This is a genomic window from Corallococcus praedator (assembly GCF_003612125.1).
In the GTDB taxonomy this organism is placed as follows: Bacteria; Myxococcota; Myxococcia; order Myxococcales; family Myxococcaceae; genus Corallococcus; species Corallococcus praedator.
In genome coordinates this window covers 1-622 of the sequence record NZ_RAWI01000834.1, presented here as the reverse complement: position 1 = coordinate 622, position 622 = coordinate 1, and the positions used below count along the sequence as shown (strand labels likewise).

Annotated in this window: 1 pseudogene; it reads left to right on the top strand. The window is 65.6% G+C overall.

Annotation, left to right across the window (positions count from 1 at the left end):
- Nucleotides 1-128 precede the first annotated feature (128 nt).
- Nucleotides 129-431: pseudogene (locus tag D7Y13_RS42025) on the top strand (NUDIX hydrolase); the annotation flags it as partial.
- Nucleotides 432-622: the final 191 nt, after the last annotated feature.

Here is a 622-nt window from a genome sequence, read left to right as displayed (position 1 = left end):
TGGTATAATCCGCTCCGGCGCCACTCCGCGCTCGACTACGAGTCACCCGCTGGTTACGAGAAGAAGCACCGCGCTGCCGCTTGAGGGCGAAAGCGCGGAAACGCTCCACGAAACCGGGGCAACTTCACTTGAGCGGGTTGCTCGCAGAGGCGGAACAGAGCAAGCGGGTCACGCGCTTTGTCCGTGATGTTCTCGTGCGCCTCTTGTCTCAGAGTCTTCCCAACGGGTGGCCGGCCGTGCTGGATGACGCAAACCGATTCAAGGTCGCCAAGGCACTCGGCTCGTGGTTCGCCTACACCCCAGAAACATACAAGGAGCGCGTTGACCGGGCCGGCGATGTGCTCCTCTCCAGTCCGCCTCCCCCCGGCTGGTTTCCGCTCGGCCCCGACGACGAGCTTCTCCGGATGCTCCTGCCGGACGATGAAGCCTGACCACCCCCCGTAGCTTGTGAATCGGCGATGAAGCCGCCATGTGCCCCACGCGGCGATTTGCCTGCCACGGTGATCACGGCGGTTGAGGCGGGTAGCCGCAGTAGGCGAACCAGGCCGCTGCGTCCTGTGGCCGCACGGTTGCGAGTGCCTCTCGCATCGCTTCGCGGAGGGCCACATGCGTGCGGGCGCCG